Raw genomic sequence first — 19593 nt, 5'->3', positions numbered from 1 at the left:
GGGCCGGAGACGCGGGCCTGAGAAAATGCCGATGGCGGCGTTGCAGCTTCCTTGCCGTACTGGCGTACTGTCTGCGTCGCTGCGCCTTGCCCTCGACATTTTTCAGGTCCGCTTGGCCCGGGGAGCCTGGGTTTCGGACTTGTTAAACTCCGGCCGCATCCTGCCGGTAGCGCGCTGGCGGCAGTTCGAACTGGTTCTTGAAAAAGCGGGTGAACGCGCTTTGCGAGGAAAAGCCCAGGCGTTCGCTGATGTCCGCCACGCTCAGGTTCGTTTCGCGCAGCAGGCGGCGCGATTCGCGGCTCTTGGCGCGCAATTCCAGCGCGCGGAACGAGGTCTGCTCCTGCTGCAGCTGGCGCTGCAAGGTCCAGCGGTTCATCGCCAGGCCGTCGCACAGGGCTGGCAGCAGCGAGGTGCCGTCCACGTCGGCCTGCCGGCCCAGCAAATCGATGATGGCTTGCTCCACGCGGGCCGAAAACAGCTGCGCGCCCTGCAACTGTTGCAATTGCCCCTGCGCGTGCCGCAGCGCGTGCGGCGCCAGCATGGCGTTGAACTGGGCAAAGGGCCGGTCCAGCGCCGGCGCGTCGAACGTCAGCGTGTTGCGCGCCTGGCCGAAGCTTGCGGCGGCGCCGAAGCACTCGGCAATGGCGGGCGCGTACCACGGCGCCTTGCCCTGGAAGCTGGCATGGAAGGCGGTGGCAGCACCATCGTCGTAGGCGCGCGCGACCAGCGACAGCATGCGGAAATTGGCCAGCGCCTGCATGGCGCCCCCCAGCGGGCAGAACTCGGACAGGTATTCGATTTCGATGCGCGTGCCATTCTCGCTCATCAGCATGAAGTCGAATTCGCCGATCAGGCCCCGCAAGTGCAGCAGCTCGTGCAGCGCGCTGCGCAGGGTGGGGCGGTTGAAGCAGACGTGGGCGATGCCCGAGTAATGCGCGAACCAGTGCGTCACGTCGAGATCAAGCAGGCCGCGGTGCTGCGGCAATTGCTGGGCGTAGGCCGTCATGCGGCGGTGCCGTTCGGCGTTGATGCGCCCGCCAGGTTCCGTGAGCTGCGCCGGCGTGATGCCCGTGTGGCGGAAAAAGTCGGCGGGGTCGTGCCCATCGGCCTGCATGGCGCGCGCGCATTGCTGCGCGATGCGGTTCGAAACCGTGCGCGTGTCGGGTTTGTGCAAGGGTGCCTCCTGCTTATTCTGCGTATTCTGCTTGTTGTAGTAATTTTTCACAAATATTAGCACTTTGTAGGAAATTGTTGGTTGTCATACCGTCTAACCAAAAATTGTTCTCGCGGGTATAAAACGCGTGCTGCGGGGTCAAGAAACTCACGCATTCTCACGCTATATTGTTTTCGGCCGGCCTTGCTGCCGCGCCTTGATACCTACAAAAACAGTCTTGGAGATAATGATGAATTGCACTTTGAAACCGATGGCCCGCGTGGTCGCCGGCTGCGTCACCACGCTTGCCCTGGCCGCCTGCGGCAATAACGACAGCGAGCAGTACACGCAGCCCGTGTTTGGCACCACCACTTTTAGCCAGCTGAATGTCGACGGCTATGCCTTCAAGGATATGAATCGCAACGGCAAGATCGACCCTTACGAAGACTGGCGCCTGACGGCCGAGGCGCGCGCCGACGATCTGCTGTCGCGCATGAGCCTTGATGAAAAAGCGGGCCTGATGATGCATGGCACGGCGCCCACCGTGTCCGATCCTTCCGGCATCGGCCTGGGCGGCGCGTATGACTTGACGGCCCTGCAGGACCTGATCGTCAAGCAGTACGTCAACACCTTCATCACCCGCATGGCGGGCGACACGGCCAACATGGCGTCCCAGTACAACAAGGTGCAGGCCCTGAGCGAAACCTCGCGCCATGGCATTCCCGTCTCCATCAGCACGGACCCGCGCCACCATTTCCAGTACACGGTGGGCGCCAGCGCCGGTACCAAGGGTTTCTCGCAGTGGCCGGAAACCCTGGGCCTGGCCGCTATCGGCGACGATGCGCTGGTGCGCCGCTTCGGCGACATCGCGCGCCAGGAATACCTGGCCGTCGGTATCACGCAAGCGCTGTCGCCGCAGGCCGATCTGGCCACCGAACCGCGCTGGTCGCGCATCAACGGCACCTTCGGCGAAGATGCGGACCTGGCCAAACGCATGGTGCAGCACTATATCGAGGGCTTCCAGGATGGCAATACGGGTTTGCATGACGGCAGCGTGGTGGCCGTCGTCAAGCACTGGGTCGGCTACGGCGCCACGAAAGAGGGCTACGACGGCCACAATTACTATGGCCGCTACATGACCTATCCAGGCAATAATTTTGCCTATCACGTGAAGCCGTTCGAAGGGGCATTCACGGCCAAGGCGGCTTCCGTCATGCCCACCTACGCTCTGCCGGACGGCAATATCAGCATCGATGGCATCACCCTGGAACAAGTGGCGGCCGGCTTCAGCAAGACCATGCTGACGGATCTGCTGCGCGGCAAATACGGTTTTGAAGGCGTGATCCTGTCCGACTGGGGCATCACTTCTGACTGCGACGCCAATTGCCGCAACGGCACGGCACCCGGCGTGGCGCCTTCCTTCATCGGTTTCGGCACGCCGTGGGGCATGGAAGACGCCACCAAGGCCGAGCGTTACGTCAAGGCCGTCACGGCGGGGATGGACCAGTTTGGCGGCGTGACGGAAGCGCCTTACCTGACGCAGGCCGTGCAGCGGGGCCAGCTGACGGAAGCGCGCGTCAACGCCTCGGCGCGGCGCATCCTGATCCAGAAATTCAAGCAAGGCCTGTTCGAGCATCCGTTCGTCGATGCGGCCAAGGCGGCCGCCACCGTGGGCAAGGCGGACTTCATCGAGGCGGGCCTGGATGCCCAGCGCCGCTCGCTGGTCCTGCTGGAAAACAAGGACAAGGTCTTGCCGCTGGCGGCCAGCGTCAAGAAGATCTACCTGTATGGCATCGATGCAGCCGTGGCGCAGCAGTATGGCTACACGGTGGTGGCCACGCCACAGGAAGCGGACGTGGCCCTGCTGCGCGTGGCCGCGCCGTATGAAACCTTGCACCCGAACTACATCTTCGGCAGCATGCAGCACGAGGGCCGCCTGAACTATGTCGATGGCGACGCCGACTACGAGGCGATCAAGAACGCGGCGAAGAACGCGCCGAAGACGGTGGTGACGGTGTACCTGGACCGCCCGGCCATCCTCGGCAACGTGCAGGACAAGGCCAGCGCCATCCTCGCCAACTTCGGCGTCAGCGACGGCGCGCTGTTCGATGTCCTGACGGGCAAGGCCAAGCCGCAAGGCAAGCTGCCGTTCGAGCTGCCATCGTCGATGGCCGAAGTGCAGGTGCAGAAATCGGACCTGCCGTATGACACGGCCCATCCGCTGTACAAGTTCGGTTACGGCTTGGCGTACTGACAGGAGCGGGACGGGCCGCCCGGCGCGGCCTGTTCCTGCCCGATTGACAGCACCCTTGCGCTCGCCGATACTGGCCGTTTTGTTCGCCGATTCTGCCAGGAAGGAAACCCCGATGTCCGTCACTCCGCAATTGTGCAAGACCGTGCTAGTCGCCGCGCTTGCAACCGCGCTGGCCATGCCCGCCATGGCCGCCGTCCCTGCAACTGCCAGCGCTTCATCGGCCTGGGTCGAGGCCAGCAACCGTAACGCGGCCATCGTGCTGGCGGCGCAGGCGCAGTTCTCGCCCGAAAACGCTTCCGACACGGGCCTGGCCCAGTACGACGGCCTGGCCGCCGACCTGGGACCCAATATTGTCGAACGCCAGGTGGCGGCCATGCAGAAGGCGCGCGCGCAATTGCAGCAAAAGCTGGTGGCGGAGAAAGATGAACGCATCCGCCAGGATCTGCAAATTCTGATGAACGCCGTCGACCAGGAAATCATGGGCGCCCAGCTGGACGCCAAGTACACCTTGCCGTGGGTCGATGTGCCGCAAATGGTCTTCGGCAGCATGCAAAGCCTGCTGCAGGAACAGCGCCCGGCCGCGCGCCGCGCCAAGGCGCTCGAGCGCCTGCAGCGCTACGTGGGCCAGTTTCCGGGCAGCACGCCGATCACGCAGCAGGCGAAGGCGCGCTTCGCGGAAAAAATCGGCAAGCCTGGCCTGGCGGGACCCGTGCGCCTGCAGGTGGAGCAGTCGCTGGAAAACGTGCCGACGTATATCGCCGGCATCCGCAAGCTGTTTGCCGACATGAAAATCACTGGCGCCGAACCTGCGCTGGCGGCCATGGAGCAGCAGCTAAACGCGTACGCGGCGTGGGAAAGACAGGTGGTGCTGCCTCTGTCGCGTACGGATTTCCGCATGGCGCCCGAGCTGTATGCATTCCGCCTGAAACAGGTGGGCATCGACATCGAGCCACGCGAGCTGGTCGAACGGGCGCAGGTGGCCTACCTGGAAACGCGCGCCGCCATGCAGGCGCTGGCGCCCGTGGTGTCGGCCAAGCTGGCCTTGGAGGGAGTCGACGGCTCGGATTACCGTCAGGTGCTGCGCGCACTGAAGGCCGATTCCATCCCCAACGAGCAGCTCGAGGCGCACTACAAGGGCGTCAATACGCAGCTCGAAGAACGCATCGCCCGGCAGCGCGTGGTCGATATCCCTGCGCGCGCCATGACCATGCGCCTGGCGTCCGCCGCCGAATCGGCGGCGCAGCCGGCACCGCATATGCGTCCGCCTCCGCTGATCGGCAATACGGGAGAACACGGCCAGTTCGTCCTCCCCGTCAGCAATCCGGCCGCCAGCGGCAAGGGCGAAGCGTATGACGATTTTAATTTCGCGGGCGCCGCATGGACCTTGAGCGCGCACGAAGGCCGCCCCGGCCACGAGCTGCAGTTCAGCGCCATGGTGGAGCGGGGCGTGTCGCAGGCGCGCAGCCTGTACGCGTTCAACAGTGTCAACGTGGAAGGCTGGGCGCTGTACGCGGAAGCGGAGATGATTCCCTACGAACCGGCCGAAGGCCAGTTCATCGCGCTGCAGTTCCGCATGCTGCGTGCGGCGCGCGCCATGCTCGACCCGATGCTGAACCTGGGACAGGTCACGCGCGAGGAAGCGGGGCGCATCCTGACGGACGAAGTGATGCTGTCGAAGGCGATGGCGCGCCAGGAACTGGACCGCTATACCTTCAACATGCCGGGCCAGGCGGGCAGCTATTTTTATGGCTATACGCGCATCCTGCAATTGCGCGCGGAAACGGAGCTGGCGCTGGGCGCGAAATTCGACCGCCTGGCCTTTAATAACTTCCTGCTGGGCCAGGGCCTGCTGCCGCCGTACCTGTTGGCCAAGGCCGTGCGCGAGCAGTTCATCCCGGCGCACTGACGTAAAAAAAGGCGCGTCCCGTGCGGGACGCGCCATTCCTGCCGCGTTTTCCACTTCTTCCTTGTCAGCGTTCCGCTACCACCATGGTCGCGCGCTGGCTACCGATCACCAGCACGATTTCCAGAGGCAGGGCGCCATTCGGTACCTGCTGGACCACGAACGACTTGCTGTCGGCGTTATAGCTGATCCAGGATGGCAGCGCGCTGCCGTCGGCCAGTTGCGCCTGCACCGGCACGCGGTTGACGGCGGCCGCTTCGATCACCTGCGCCGGTAGCGGGAAGCCGAAGCCGTTGCCGGCGTCGACGATCTGCTTGGGCACCGAGACCGCAATCGCGCCGCTTTGCTGCTGTGACGCCGGACGCACCAGCGCTACCGTGATGCCTGCCGTATCGGCTTTTGCCGTCGGCGTCGCGCTGTTCGCGGCCGGCGTGGCTGCGGGCGCCGTGCTGCTCAAACCGGCTCCCGTTCCCGCTCCGGTGCCTGGCAAGTCGCCGAGCGGCGGCATGCTCAGGCCCGGCGCCACGCGCTGTTCGGCCAGCGGCAGGGCCGGCAGCGGTGGTGGCGTCACCACCACCGGCGGCGGCACTTGCACGGCCGCGTCGGCGATATCGGCGCTCAGGCCCTGCGGCTGGCTCAGGACGTAGTTGCCGGCGTCGCCGCCGGCCAGCGCATAACCGCTGACGCTCACCGGCTTGGCCGTGCCGGCCGTGGCGTCGGCAAAGGTGGCGCTGGCCGTGCCGGTCAATGCCACCTCGTCTGCGCCGATCACATTGATGGCGGCCGTGCCGTTCAAGGTGGCCGTGGCGTTGCCGTCGAAGGTCTTGCTGTTGGCGCGCACGCCCGTCACGGTGATCGCGGCGGGCGTGATGCTGCCCACCAGTCCCGGCTGCTGGCCGATGACGTAGTTGCTGTCGCTGGCGGCATAGCCGGCCAGGGTAATCGCCTTGCCCGTGCCGACATTTTTGTCGGCGAACTGGCCGGTACCCACACCGCCGACCGTCACCACTTCACCATCGAAACCCGTGACGGTCGGCGTGCCCGACAAGGCCACGTTGCGCGTGCCGTCATAGGTTTTGGCCGCCGCCAGGCTCAAGCCGCTGACCTGCAGCACGGCCGGCGTGACGCTGGCGCTCAAGCCGGTCGGTTGCAGCAGCACATAGTTGCTGTCGCTGGAGGTATAGCCGCTGACCGTGATCGCCTTGCCTGTGCCGGCATTTTTGTCGGCGAACTGGCCGATGCCGGTGCCGGTGACATTGACGATGTCGCTGCCCAGGGCCGTGACCACGGCCGTGCCGGTGAGGGCTGCATTGCGCGAGGTGTCATAGCTGCGGTTTTGCGCCGACACGCCCGTCACCTGCAAGGTGGCCTGCGCGATGCTGGCCTTCGTCGTGGCCGTCGTGGCGGCCAGCGTGTAGTTGCCCGCATCGGCGCCGCCGGCGGCGATGCCGTTGACGGTGACGACCTTGTTGCTGCCCGCGTTTTTGTCGGCAAAGCTGGCCGAGGTGTTTGACAAGGTCAGCACGTCACCGGCGATACGGTCGTCCTGCAAGGTGACGCCGGCGTTGGTCGAGGTGTCGTATACGCGGTCGACGCCGGTGGCGCTGGCGTTCAGCACGCGTGGCGTGATGCTGCTGTTGCTGTTGCCGGCCAGGGTGACGCTGTAGTTGGCGCCGCCATTGCCGTCGCTGAGCGTGGCGGCGCCAAAATTGACGGCTTTGTTGCCGTTGCCGGCGTTCTTGTCGGCATAGCTGAAGCTGGCGCCGGTGACGGTATCGCCTTCTACCAGCGCCGCCGACAGCGAGGACAAATCGCCGGCGCTGGCGGTATAGGCCAGGGTGCCGTCATATACCTTGCTGATCGCGGGCGCATTCAAGGTGATGGCTTTTGGCGTGATCACGCCGCTGCCCGTCGCCAGGGTCGGCAGCAGGTAGTTCGACAGGAGCGTGTTGGCGCCAGCCGTATAGTCGGCGCCGGTCAGGCCGAGGCTGACAGTACGGTTGCCCGCATTGCGGCTGTCGAAACTGCCCGTCGTCTTGTTGACAAGGACCGACTCGCCGCTGACCAGGCCCGTGAGGGCATAGCTGGCGGCGTCGATTTGCGCGGCGGTGCTGCCGTCATAGCTGCGCGTGATCGCGGTGACGGGGCCGAGCGTCAGCTGGGCCGGCGTAATGCTGCCGGTCAGGCCTGCCTGCTGGCCGATCGTGTAGTTGCTGTCGCTGGAGGTGAAGCCGGAGACGCTGATTGCCTTGCCATTGCCCGCGTTTTTGTCGGCGAACTGGCCGGTGCCCGCGCCGATCACGGTCACGGTTTCCTTGCCCAAGCCGCTGACCGTTGGCGCACCGGTGACATTGACGCTGGTGCTGCCGTCATAGGTTTTCGACACGCCCAGATCCAGGCCGGACAAGGCCAGCACGGCCGGTGTGACGGTGGCGCTCAAACCGGTCGGCTGCAGCAGCACATAGTTGCTGTCGCTGGAAGTATAGCCGCTGACCGTGATCGCCTTGCCTGTGCCGGCATTTTTGTCGGCGAACTGGCCGATGCCGGTGCCGGTGACATTGACGATGTCGCTGCCCAGGGCCGTGACCACGGCCGTGCCGGTGAGGGCTGCATTGCGCGAGGTGTCGTAGCTGCGGTCTTGCGCCGACACGCCCGTCACCTGCAAGGTGGCCTGTGTGATGCTGGCCTTCGTCGTGGCCGTCGTGGCGGCCAGCGCGTAGTTGCCCGCATCCGCGCCGCCGGCGGCGATGCCGTTGACGGTGACGACCTTGTTGCTGCCCGCATTTTTGTCGGCAAAGCTGGCCGAGGTGTTCGACAAGGTCAGCACGTCACCGGCGATACGGTCGTCCTGCAAGGTGACGCCGGCGTTGGTCGAGGTGTCGTACACGCGGTCGACGCCGGTGGCGCTGGCGTTCAGCACGCGTGGCGTGATGCTGCTGTTGCTGTTGCCGGCCAGGGTGACGCTGTAGTTGGCGCCGCCATTGCCGTCGCTGAGCGTGGCGGCGCCAAAATTGACGGCCTTGTTGCCGTTGCCGGCGTTCTTGTCGGCATAGCTGAAGCTGGCGCCGGTGACGGTATCGCCTTCCACCAGCGCCGCCGACAGCGAGGACAAATCGCCGGCGCTGGCGGTATAGGCCAGGGTGCGGTCATACACCTTGCTGATCGCGGGCGCATTCAAGGTGATGGCTTTTGGCGTGATCACGCCGCTGCCCGTCGCCAGGGTCGGCAGCAGGTAGTTCGACAGGGCCGTATTGGCGCCAGCCGTATAGTCGGCGCCGGTCAGGCCGAGGCTGACAGTACGGTTGCCCGCATTGCGGCTGTCGAAACTGCCCGTCGTCTTGTTGACAAGGACCGACTCGCCGCTGGCCAGGCCCGTGAGGGCATAGCTGGCGGCGTCGATTTGCGCGGCGGTGCTGCCGTCATAGCTGCGCGTGGTCGCGGTGACGGGGCCGAGCGTCAGCTGGGCCGGCGTAATGCTGCCGGTCAGGCCTGCCTGCTGGCCGATCGTGTAGTTGCTGTCGCTGGAGGTGAAGCCGGAGACGCTGATTGCCTTGCCATTGCCCGCGTTTTTATCGGCGAACTGGCCGGTGCCCGCGCCGATCACGGTCACGGTTTCCTTGCCCAAGCCGCTGACCGTTGGCGCACCGGTGACATTGACGCTGGTGCTGCCGTCATAGGTTTTCGACACGCCCAGATCCAGGCCGGACAAGGCCAGCACGGCCGGTGTGACGGTGGCGCTCAAACCGGTCGGCTGCAGCAGCACATAGTTGCTGTCGCTGGAGGTATAGCCGCTGACCGTGATCGCCTTGCCTGTGCCGGCATTTTTGTCGGCGAACTGGCCGATGCCGGTGCCGGTGACATTGACGATGTCGCTGCCCAGGGCCGTGACCACGGCCGTGCCGGTGAGGGCTGCATTGCGCGAGGTGTCATAGCTGCGGTCTTGCGCCGACACGCCCGTCACCTGCAAGGTGGCCTGCGCGATGCTGGCCTTCGTCGTGGCCGTCGTGGCGGCCAGCGTGTAGTTGCCCGCATCGGCACCGCCAGCGGCGATGCCGTTGACGGTGACGACCTTGTTGCTGCCCGCGTTTTTGTCGGCAAAGCTGGCCGAGGTGTTTGACAAGGTCAGCACGTCACCGGCGATACGGTCGTCCTGCAAGGTGACGCCGGCGTTGGTCGAGGTGTCGTATACGCGGTCGACGCCGGTGGCGCTGGCGTTCAGCACGCGTGGCGTGATGCTGCTGCTGCCATTGCCGGCCAGGGTGACGCTGTAGTTGGCGCCGCCATTGCCGTCGCTGAGCGTGGCGGCGCCAAAATTGACGGTCTTGTTGCCGTTGCCGGCGTTCTTGTCGGCATAGCTGAAGCTGGCGCCGGTGACGGTATCGCCTTGTACCAGCGCCGCCGACAGCGAGGACAAGTCGCCGGCGCTGGCGGTATAGGCCAGGGTGCGGTCATACACCTTGCTGATCGCGGGAGCATTCAAGGTGATGGCTTTCGGCGCGATGACGGCGGTTCCCGCAGCGCTGGTCGGCAGCACGTAGTTGCCCAGCAGTGTGCTGGAACCGGCCGTGAAGTCGCCCCCGGCCAGGGTGGCGCTGACCGTGCGCGTGCCCGCGTTGCGGCTGTCGTAGCTGCCATTGAGCGTGCCGACATTGATGCTTTCACCTGCGACCACGCCGTCCAGTGCTACATTGCCGCCCGTCAGGCTGGCAATGGCCGTGCCATCGTAGCTGCGGCCCAGCGCGCCGGTCAGGCTGGCACTGAGCGACTTGGCGGCAATGCTGGCGCTGCCGCTGGCCGATACCGGCAGGCTGTAGTTCGACAGCGTGGTGCCCGAGCCGGCGGTGAAATCGCCGGCCGACAGGCTGGCCGTCACGCTGTTGGCGGTGGCCACATTGACGCTGTTGTAGACGCCGGCCGTTTGCGTGACGCTGGCCGACTGCGCGCCGACAAAGCCCGACAGGCTGAAGTTGCCGGCACCCAGCAGGGCGCCGCTGCCGCCGTCATAGGTCTTGCCGATCATCCCCGTCAAGCTGGCGCTCAGGGCTTTCGGCGTGATGCTGGCGCTGCCGGTGGCCATCGTCGGCAGGATATAGTTGGCCAGCGAGGTGCCGCCGCCAGCCGCGAAATTGGCGCCGGACAAGCTGGCGCTGACGCTGTTCGCGCCCAGCACATCGGCCGAGTTGTACAGGCCCGCCGCCTGGCTGACGATGGCCGACTGGCCGCCGACCAGGCCCACCAGCTGATAATTGGCGCCGTTCAGCACGGCCGCCGTATCGCCGTCGTAGACCTTGCTCACACCGGTGAGGGTGGCGGTCAGCGCCTTGGCCGTGATGCTGCCAGTGCCGGTGGCCGATACCGGCAAGATATAGTTGCTGGCAAAGGTAGCCGCGCCGGCGCTGAAGTCGCCGGCGGCCAGGGTGGCGCTGACGCTGCTGGCGCTGATGTCGCTCGCGTTGAACAGGCCGCTGGTCTTGGTGATGCTGAACGATTCCGAACCGACCAGGCCGCTTAATACGTAGTTGCCGCTTGCCAAAGTGGCGGCATTGCTGGCGTCATACACCTTGCTCACGCCAGTCAGGCTGGCCGTCAGGGCCTTGGCCGCCACCGTGATGGTGCGCGGCGTGTTGCTGCCCAGTGCCACCGCATAGCCGTTGTTGCCGGTCGCGCCAGACAGGTCGACCGTGATGGCGTACGGGCCGCCCGCGACGCCGGCATTGGCCGCCGCGCCGGCGGACGTTGCGGTGATGATGCCCGACAGCGCGGTGGCCACCGTGTCGCCCAGGTAGGCGCCGGCAATGCCGGCGTCGGCCCCGGACAGGCTCACCACGCGGTCGGCCAGGGTGGTGCCGGTACTCAGGTCTTCGCCATACGTCTTGCTGACGTTTTGCGTGCCGACGGTGATGGTGGGCTGGTAGGCGAACACATAGCGGTTGCCTGTTTGCGTGACCGGAGTACCGGTATAGCTGGCGTTCCAGATGGCCGTATTCTGGCTGTCCAGGCCGCCGTATGTGCTGCCGCCCGGCGCATTGGCGTACACCAGCCAGCGCGCAGCAGGGTCGCTCATGGCGATACTACCGGCGCCATTGCCGGAATTGTTGTTGAAATTGCCCTTGGCGGCCAGGGTCACGGCCGTACCGGCGCCGCTGGCGCTCAGGACCGCGCCCGCGTTCAGCGTGACGTCGGCGCCGATGCCGCGGTAGCCGAGGTCGAAGCCGCAGCAGTTGGCGGCCAGGTCTGGCAAGTCGCCCACCGTGCCGGCGCCATTGCCCTGGTTGATCAGTTTGATGGTGGCGCCGGTGATGCTGTTGACGCTGATGGAGCCGGCCATATGGTTGGTCTTGTCGCTGCCATCGGCCATCAGCAGCGATACATTGCCGGTGCCGGCGTCGATCTTCGCCGCCACACCCTGCTTGTCGGTGCCCATGCTGAGGGTGGCGATGCCGGCGTCGCGGTAGGCGTCCTTGACGCCGTTGGCCAGGCTGTCGTTGGCGGTCAGGTTCAAATCGCGGTTGCCCGTGATGATGTCGCCCAGCACCGTGATGCTGCGCCCGGCCTGCATGGTCAGCGCGCCGCCGGCCGTGCCGCCGGTGGCGTCGATGCCGCTTTTCACAAAGATGTCGTTATTCGCCTGTAAGGTCACGCTGGTGCCCGTTTTCAGCACGCCAGCGATATAGTCGGGGGTCATGGCCTGGGTTGCACCCTGTGCGTCGCCGAACTGGGTGGCGCCCGGCACGATCATGGCGGTGGCTGCTGGCATGGTGGGGCTGAGCAGCACCACATGGCCGTTGTCGCCGGTGAAGGTCACCGCCGCGGTGCCGCCGGACGTGAGCGAGATATTCGGACTATAGGTCAGGCCGCCCCAGAAACGGCCATTTGGATTGCCCACCGCGGCGTTGCCGGCGCCGACCACGCCGATCAGGGGCACGCTGGCGTTGGCAATATAATTGATCGCACCGCCGCCGCAATTCCAGTCCGGCGAGATGATGAAATAGCCGTTGTTGGCATTATCGGCACTGTTGAGCGCATAGTAACTGACCGGTGCCAGCACGCCGCCGACGTAGTCGTTGGTATGGCTGCCGACCAGCGCATTGGCGGCGGACATGATGTTCTGGTTGCCCCGGGCGGCGTAGTCGTTCAGGCGGCCGCTGCTGCCGTCGACCCAGCTCACGGCGCCGGCATTGACCACACCACCAACGTCGAGGGTGGGGTTGGCTACCACGAAGTTGCCGTTTGTTAGCGCGACATAATAGGTGCCCAGGGCGTCGTTTTCCTTTTCGCCGATCAGGCTGTTGGCGCGCGTGATTTCGCCCTTGACGCCGGTGGCGCCGCTGCCCCATGTCACGGCGCCGGCGTATAGCTTGTTGTCATTCGTCCAGTTGTAAGTGAGGGCGACGTAGTTGCCGGTAAACCGTTGCAGGCCGGTAGTGGCGTCGAGGTTGTACAGGAAGTCGACGGTGCCACCGACATTGTCGCCAGTGTGGCTGCCGACCAGGCTGTTGGCGCCGGAGACGATATTATGGTTGCCTTGCGCCGCATAGTCGGACAGGCGGCCGCTGCTGCCGTCGATCCAGGTCAAGGCGCCGGCGCCGATGGCGGCGCCATTGTCCCAGTACTTGTTCTGGATCAGGTAGTTGCCGTTGACGGGCAGGGCGGTCAGCCCCCAGTTTTTGACGTCATCGGTTTTCAGACCCAGCACGCTGTTGCTGTCCGCGATGGTGCCGGTCAGCGCAGCCGTGCCGCTGCCCCAGGTGACGGCGCCCGCATCGACGATGCTGCCGTTGTTCCATTTATTGCTGGTGATGACGTAGTTGCCCGAATACGTGGGATTGCTGGCGCCGTCGTAACCGCTTTGCAGCAGGGTGAGGCCATAGCCGTTGTTCTGGGCCAGGCCCACCATATCGTCCTGCACGCTGCCAACCAGGCTGTTGCTGGCCGAAACCGGCCCTATCGTTGGCGCACCAGCGCCGTCGCTCCAGCTGACCGCGCCGGCGCGCAGGGCGGCGCCATTGCGCCAGTAATTGCTGATCGTGACATAGTTGCCGTTGGACAGGGCCGTGACGCCGTTCGCGATCGAATCGTAATGCGTGACGGTTTGGTTGCCGGCATTGGTGATCACATCGTTCGGGCCCATGAAACCGCCGATGAAGTCGCCGGTATTGCTGCCCAGCAGGCTATTGGTGGCGGCAATGGTATGGCCGGCATCGACGGTGGCGCCGGTGGTGCCGTTGTTCCAGGTGACGGCGCCGCGTGTGCCGTTGAACATCGGGCTGGCGACCACGTAATTGCCGTTGCTCAGCAAAGTGATGCTGCTCGATTCGTTCAGGAAGGCATTGCTGTTGTTTGCTTGATAGTAATTATACTGATAACTGCCGATGCGGTCGTTGGCATAGGTGCCGACCAGGCTGTTGCCGGTGCCCACCACGCCTACGGTCGGCGTGCCGCCGCTCGACCACGTCACGGCGCCGGCCTTGGCGTTGCCGCCATTGGCCCAGTAAGGGCTCAGCACGACAAAGTTGCCATTACCTTTCAGTTCCATGATGCCGCTGGAACCGACCAGGTCGTTCGCTTGCGTGCCGACCAGGCTGGTGCTGGCCGAGACGTCGCCACTCTGGTCGGCCTTGGCCTTGCCGGTGCTGCCATCGACCAGCGTGGCGGCGCCCTTGCCGCTGCTCCAGTTCGGACTGATCACGACATAGTCATTATTTGCCAGCATGGTGATGGCTTTGCTGCCGATGCCGTCGCCGGCGTTGGCGCCCACCACGCCGTTGGTGGCCACGGTGATGGTCTTGACATCGGTGCTGAACGGCACCCAGGTGGCCGCGCCGCGCCCGCCATTCCAGCTGGGACTGCTGATGACAAATGCATTGTTCGACGGCAACAGGGTCACGCCGCCGCTGGACAGGTTGTCGCCGGCAGTGCCGACCAGGCTGTTGCTGGACGATACCAGGCCGGTGATGGCGGTGACGCCGTCGAACGAGGTCAAGGCGCCCGAGGAATTTTTCCAGTCCGAGCCGTAGACCACGAATTGCGAACCCGTCAGCACCGTCAGGTATTTGCCGACCTTGTCGGTGCCGGTGCCGGCGCCGGTGGAATCGAAGCGGGAGCTGTCGCCGATCAGGCTGTTGGCAGAACCGACCACGCCCTTGATGCCGGTCGTGCCTGAGGCAAACGTGACGGCGCCCACGCCCTTGTTCCAGTTGGTATTGGCCATGACGTAATTATTATTGGCGAGCACCGTCACGCCGCTACCGACCTGGTCGCCGTTCTTGTAGGGCTTGTAACCGTCGGCTGGCACCACGGTCATGCCGGTGCTGCCGACCAGGCTGTTGGCAGAACTGACAATGCCGACGACGCCGGTGCTGCCATCGCCGAAGGTGAGCGCACCGCGGTTGTTGTTCCAGCTGGGCGTGCCGACCAGGTAGTTGCCATTCTTCAGTACCGTGATCGCGTAACCACCGACGTTGTCGGAAGTGTCCAGGTTCATGGTGCTTTTATGGGTGCCGTTGTTGCCGACCAGGCTGTTGCTCGATGCGACAGCCACGGCGCTGGCGCCCCAGCCGGTGGTGCCGTTCCCCCAGGTGACAGCACCCTTGCCGCCGTTCCACAAGTTGCTGGAAACGACATAATTGCCGTTGGTCAGGGACGTCACGCCATTGCTGCCGACCTTGTCGCCCGCATGGGTGCCGTACAGGGTCGAGATCAGCGCCTGGTCGCTCTGGCGGAACAGGTAGGCCGCACCCGAGTCGGTCGCACCGAGATTGTCCTTGGGGTTGGTGACGACGATGTAGCCGGTGCGCGTGACGGTGCCGCCCGAGGTGGTGGTCAGTGCAGCGTTGATGGTGCCGAAGCTGCCACCGGCGGTCGGATGCGGATCGACCAGTTCCAGTTGGCCCGACAATTCGCTGTCGATCACAATATCCTTCGGATCGAGCAGCAGGGTGCCCGACTTGCCCTTGGGCGCATGCGCGTCGGCCTTGCCGCCGAAATACAGGATTTGCTTGCCCGATACTTCCAGAATGCCGCCGTCGCCGCCGGCCGCGCCGCCGCGCGCCGTGAGTTCGCCGGCAAACACGGTCTTTTCATCGGACCAGACCACCACCTTGCCGCCGTCGCCCTTGCCTGTGGCGTCGGCGTTCAGCGTGACGCCCTTGCCCACCGTGGTTTTGGCGGCATTGCGCACCGCGGCATTGCCGCCCTGGTAGTCGCCGCCGACCAGAATCGTGCCCCCCTTGCTGGCGCCGGTGGCGCTGACTTTCGCGCCCATCAGCGACACATCGTGGGCCGTGATGACGACCTTGCCGCCTTGCTCGCCGTCGGCGCTGTAGCTGCCCGAGGTATACACCTTGCCGGCGCCGCCATCGATGCTGATGCTGCCGCCGCCCTGGGCCGAGATCACGGCGCTGGTGGTTTCCACCAGGCCGTTGGCCAGCTTGCTGCCGATGGCGCCGCCGCCATCGGCGCGCACGGTGCCGCTGCTGGCCATGCGGTCGCCGCTGATGGCCACCTTGCCGCCTGCGCCCGAGGCATCGAGGCTGCCGCTGTTATCGATCAGGCCCGAACTGTCGAGCACGATCTTGCCGCCGCGCGAGGACAATCCCGTGGCCACCACGCCGCCCGTATTGCGCACCACGCCGCCTTGCAATTCATTGGCGGCCTGGGCCGACATGATGATCATGCCGCCCGGCGCCTGCACCGCCGAACCGTTCTCCACCAGCGCGGCAATCGCCGAGGGAGACACCAGCACGCCGGCCAGGGTGCGGCTGTCGGCAAACTGCAGGGAAATCTGCTCGCCGGCGGCCATCGCCACCGTGCCTGCCTGGGCGATCACGATGCCGTTGTTGCGCACCTGCGGCGCCAGCAGGGCGATATAGCCACCCAGGGTGGCATTCAGGCTGCCATCGTTGACGACGCTGCCGGTGGCGCCATTGCGCGCGAAGGCATTGCTGCCGGCCATGAAGTCGGCCGTGGCGATGGTATGCGTGGTGGCCACCAGGCCGCCCACGTTGACGGACGAGGTGGGGCTGAAATACACGCCATTCGGGTTGCTCAGGAACACCTGGCCATTGGCCGTGATGCGGCCGAAGATCTGGCTGGCCTGGCTGTCCTGCACCCGGTTCAGCGTCACGGAACCACTGTTCGGCTGCTGGAAATTGACCTGTGCCTGCGACCCCACATTGAAGGTCTGCCAGTCGATCGCGCCGCGCTGGGTGGCCTGGTTGATCGTCATCTGGCTGCCGCCCTGGGTGATCGTCGCCGCGCCGCCGACCACCTGGCCGCCGGTCGGCAATTGGTTGGCGACCGGCGGCCCGGCCCAGGCGAAGGGCGCCAGGCCCAGCCCCGCAAACAGCGCGGCCATGAAGGCGCCACGACCGCTGCTCTTGCCGCGTCCGCGCACGTTTTCGGCGACGGCGACCCAGGCGCCCTGTTTTTCACTCCAGATCAGGCGATAGAAGCGGTTGATGGTGGCGTGTCCGTTCATGTGGATTCTCTCTAATTATTGTAATAGGGCGACAGGGTCAGAAAGGCAGCGAAGCTTGCAGCCAGAAGCGGTTCTTGTGCAGCGTGCCGTCCTGGTCGCTGCCGTTGATGTTTGGATTCGGATTGTTGCCGATGCGGCGTGCCCAGGCTGCCCGCAGGTTCAGGCGGAAGTCGCTGACCCAGTTCACGGCCAGGCCCGCGCCTTTCAGGTTGTAGCTGTTGACGATGGCCGCGCCATTGATGGCGTTGTCGTGGTTGACTTTGACGTGGCCCCAGTCATAGAAACCGGTCAGGCCGAAGCCGGCCGGCAGGCGCCAGCGCAATTCCAGGTTGAGCAACTGGCCATCGCTGCCGCCCGCTTCGCTGGCTGGATAGGCGCGCACGCCGTAGTTGCCGCCAAGGTAAAACTTTTCAGAGGAATCGAGGTTCCGGTTCGCTTGCTGGCCGGACAGGGCAGCAAACAGCGACCAGCTCTCCGTCAGCGACTGCTGGCGGCTCAGGTAGTAACGCAGCTTGGTGAAATTGCCGGCCGCGCGCGTCGTGGCGGCGTCCGCCAGCTGATTGGGCGAACCGTCCAGGTCCAGCTTGCCGTGCAGCAGGCTGAGACTGGCCGCATTCGCGCCGCCGCCGCCCAGGCTGTCGAACAGATTGCCCGACAGGCCGGCCGAGAAGCCGCGGATCGTGTAATTGCTGCTGGTGGCGTGGTTTGCCTCGTTGTCGAAACGCTTGTCGTCATAATTGAGTTGCAGATACAGATTGCGCAGGCGCGAGCGCAGCAGCGGGTAGCTGGCGTCGACGCCCACGGTGTTCGAGCTGCCTTTGGCGTGCAAGGCGGCAAATTCGTCGGCCGTCAGGCGGTACGACAGATGCGAGCCGCTCACGCCCGCACGCCAGCCGGCGCTGCCCAGCGGCAGGCTGTAAGCGAGGCGCACATAGTCGCTGCCTTCGGTATGGATCAGGTTGCTGATCAGCTGGTCGCCGAGCTGCAAGGGGCTGTTGAGGGCCAGGTTGAGGCTGGCGCGGGTGGTGCCGGTGGAGCGGTTGCCCGTGTTGTCGACGGCGGCGTCGCCTGCCAGCCACGCTTCGTCGTCCAGCTTGACCAGCAGCTCGGTTTCGCTTTCCTGCTGGCCGGCGGCCAGATTGCCGCTGGCGCTGATGCCTGGCAAGTCGTCAATGATCAGCAAGGCGCGGTCGAGCGCATCGGCGTTGAGTGGCGCGCCGACAGGCTGGGCGCTGGTAACATACGGCGTGATGCGCGCCAGCGGCATGCGGATGGTGGCCTGGTCGCCCGGGTTGACGCGCACGCCGCCAAACACGGCTTCCACGATCTGGATGGTGACGGTGCCACCATCGATTTCCTGGCGCGGCAGGTAGGCGCGCACGATCCAGCCGGCCTGGCGATAGGCGGCCGCCACGGCCAGCGCCGCGTTTTGCAGGTCCTGAAACGATAGTGGCCGCTCCAGGTAGGGCGCCACCGCCTGGGCCAGTACGGCTTCGCTCAGCAAGGTATTGCCCTGGAAACGGAATTGCCTGACGGTGACGGACAGGCCCTGCACATCCTGCATCGGTGGCGGCGCCGGCATCAGTTCCTGCGGCGACTTTTTCGGCAGGACAGGGGCGCGGCCCCTTTCCATCTGCTGTAACAGGGAGCCTGCGTCGGGCGTATTTTGTGCGTAGGCCAGGTTAATTGAAGCAAGCAATAAACTGATCAATAGCGGTTTATGTGTGGGCATGTTTTTCACAGTCAGGATGCAGCCCTTTGCCGGGCCTAGGATTAGTTTTCCAGATGCAATAATTTTAATGCGGGGCGATCATAATTACTATTTGTTGAATCAAATAATGTGCAATAGAGCAACATTAAATTTCATTAAAAACAATAGAATAAATGTGTAAAATAATATAAATATAAATATAAATTATTTAATAATAAAATAAATGTCAGCTTTTTTGGGCAGCATGCAAACTGGCCGCAAATATCGATTTGCTATCGCATGGGGGCGGCGCACCGTATAATCGGCGGGCATTCATCTATCTTCATGGAGTTCCATTTGCACTTGCCGATCCGCTATCCGAATATGCCGCAGTTGCTGCTCAAGGCCCGCGACAGCCTGCTCCAGCATTTCCGCCCCATCCTCAATCATTTCGGCGTGACGGAGCAGCAGTGGCGCATCATGCGCGCGCTGAACGAAAGCCCCACGCTGGAACCACGCGAGCTGTGCAATATCTGCCAGATTTCCAGTCCCAGCATGAGCGGCATCCTGGCGCGCATGGAAGAAATCGGCTTGATCGGACGCAGCAAGTTTGAAGGCGACCAGCGCCGGCGCAAGGTGCACCTGTCGGAAGCGGGCGCCAGTTTGCTGCTGCAGATGGGTAAACTCATCGACCTGCAGTATGCCCACCTGGAAACGGCCTACGGCAAGCAAGTGTTCGAAGACATGCGCCGCGCGCTGGAAGCCTTTATTGCCCTCGAAACCCTGCCGGTGGCGCCCGCCATCCTGCGCTGACCTCCCGGTTTCGCCCGTTTTCCTCTCTGTCCGACTCTTATCGGGTGCGTGTTTTTCAACACGCGCCGCCGCTGCTTTTTTCATGCATGTTTCGCATTTTTCCGCATCCTGCCGGGCTTGCGTCCGCGCGCCTGCCAGTTTTGCTATAAGACTACGCCCTACAGTCAATTACTTACATGTGAGTAAATAAGCGTATAATTTGTCCTACTTGATCCAGATCAAGAAGAACAGCGGATTCCCGCTCCCTGGATGGGGCGGCAACGCGGCGCCACAGCCTGTATTGCGCCATTGCGGCGGCAAT

Annotated in this window: 6 protein-coding genes; 3 read left to right on the top strand and 3 right to left on the bottom strand. The window is 64.5% G+C overall.

What is annotated here, in order from left to right; genetic code table 11:
* Nucleotides 1–142: 142 nt before the first annotated feature.
* A complete protein-coding gene (locus tag FJQ89_RS06235; RefSeq protein WP_141169497.1) occupies nt 143–1174 on the bottom strand; it encodes a helix-turn-helix transcriptional regulator in 1032 nt (343 codons plus the stop codon).
* Nucleotides 1175–1400: 226 nt separating this feature from the next.
* Here FJQ89_RS06235 and FJQ89_RS06230 point away from each other — a divergent pair, with 226 nt between their 5' ends.
* Complete coding sequence (locus tag FJQ89_RS06230; protein WP_205704575.1) at nt 1401–3407, top strand: glycoside hydrolase family 3 protein; 2007 nt, start codon at nt 1401–1403, stop codon at nt 3405–3407.
* 112 nt (nt 3408–3519) lie between these two features.
* On the top strand, nt 3520–5313 hold the full coding sequence (locus FJQ89_RS06225; protein WP_205704574.1) for a DUF885 domain-containing protein: 1794 nt from the start codon (nt 3520–3522) through the stop codon (nt 5311–5313).
* A 64-nt stretch (nt 5314–5377) separates the two neighbouring features.
* Here FJQ89_RS06225 and FJQ89_RS06220 read toward each other — a convergent pair whose 3' ends face one another.
* The gene (locus FJQ89_RS06220) at nt 5378–16789 is read right to left on the bottom strand and encodes a YDG domain-containing protein (protein ID WP_141169496.1); all 11412 of its coding nucleotides are present in this window, start codon (nt 16787–16789) and stop codon (nt 5378–5380) included.
* Nucleotides 16790–16826: 37 nt separating this feature from the next.
* Complete coding sequence (locus FJQ89_RS06215) at nt 16827–18521, bottom strand: ShlB/FhaC/HecB family hemolysin secretion/activation protein (RefSeq protein WP_141169495.1); 1695 nt, start codon at nt 18519–18521, stop codon at nt 16827–16829.
* A gap of 315 nt (nt 18522–18836) precedes the next feature.
* On the opposite strand from FJQ89_RS06215, the gene hpaR reads away from it, so the two are divergent.
* A complete protein-coding gene (gene hpaR, locus FJQ89_RS06210) occupies nt 18837–19292 on the top strand; it encodes a homoprotocatechuate degradation operon regulator HpaR (RefSeq protein ID WP_242428408.1) in 456 nt (151 codons plus the stop codon).
* Nucleotides 19293–19593: the final 301 nt, after the last annotated feature.

This window comes from Janthinobacterium tructae (genome assembly GCF_006517255.1).
GTDB lineage: Bacteria > Pseudomonadota > Gammaproteobacteria > Burkholderiales > Burkholderiaceae_D > Janthinobacterium > Janthinobacterium tructae.
This window is presented reverse-complemented; position numbering and strand designations above follow the sequence as displayed.

Bases quoted from the DNA above. Each gene is read 5' to 3' on its own strand.
- FJQ89_RS06230 (WP_205704575.1), top strand. From the start codon at position 1,401: ATGATGAATTGCACTTTGAAACCGATGGCCCGCGTGGTCGCCGGCTGC.
- FJQ89_RS06225 (WP_205704574.1), top strand. From the start codon at position 3,520: ATGTCCGTCACTCCGCAATTGTGCAAGACCGTGCTAGTCGCCGCGCTT.
- FJQ89_RS06220 (WP_141169496.1), bottom strand. From the start codon at position 16,789: ATGAACGGACACGCCACCATCAACCGCTTCTATCGCCTGATCTGGAGT.
- FJQ89_RS06215 (WP_141169495.1), bottom strand. From the start codon at position 18,521: ATGCCCACACATAAACCGCTATTGATCAGTTTATTGCTTGCTTCAATT.